This is a genomic window from Streptosporangium heterodermiicola (genome assembly GCF_051390675.1).
Classification (GTDB): Bacteria; Actinomycetota; Actinomycetes; order Streptosporangiales; family Streptosporangiaceae; genus Streptosporangium.
Window position 1 is genome coordinate 1 of sequence record NZ_JBPJSR010000092.1, and the last position, 614, is coordinate 614.

The window sequence follows — 614 nt, forward strand, 5'->3', positions numbered from 1 at the left end:
TCCAGGCCAAGAACGTAACCGTCAACTACTCCGGCTCGCTGGTCTACGGACTCACCCAGACCTCCGCCTGCGCCCAGGGCGGCGACTCCGGCGGCGCCTGGATCACCGGCGACCAGGCCCAGGGCGTCACCTCCGGCGGCTCCGGCAACTGCACGACCGGCGGCAACACCTTCTACCAGCCGGTCAACGAGATCCTCGGCGCGTACGGCCTCACCCTGACCACCACCGGAGGGGGCGGCGGCGGCCGGCTCATCGGCTGGCAGGACAGGTGCATCGACGTGCCCAACAGCAACGCCGTCGACGGGCAGCGCCTGCAGCTGTGGGACTGCAACGGCACCGGCGCGCAGAACTGGACGTGGCCCGGCGACGGCACCGTCCGCGCCCTCGGCCTCTGCATGGACGTGGCCTGGGGCTCCACCGCCAACGGCGCCGCCATCCAGCTCGCCACCTGCAGCGGCAACCCGGCGCAGCAGTTCGTCCTCAGCGGCGCCGGTGACCTGGTCAACCCGCAGGCCAACAAGTGCGTGGACGTCAGCGGCTTCGGCGGCGGCGGCACGCCGCTGCAGCTGTGGGAGTGCAACGGCGGCGCCAACCAGAAATGGCGGCGCGGCTGA

Annotated in this window: 1 protein-coding gene; it reads left to right on the forward strand. The window is 72.0% G+C overall.

Features of this window, described 5'->3' with window-relative positions:
- A partial coding sequence (locus ACSC1Q_RS43025; RefSeq protein ID WP_436764517.1) for a ricin-type beta-trefoil lectin domain protein occupies window positions 1-614 on the forward strand: 614 nt, incomplete at its 5' end.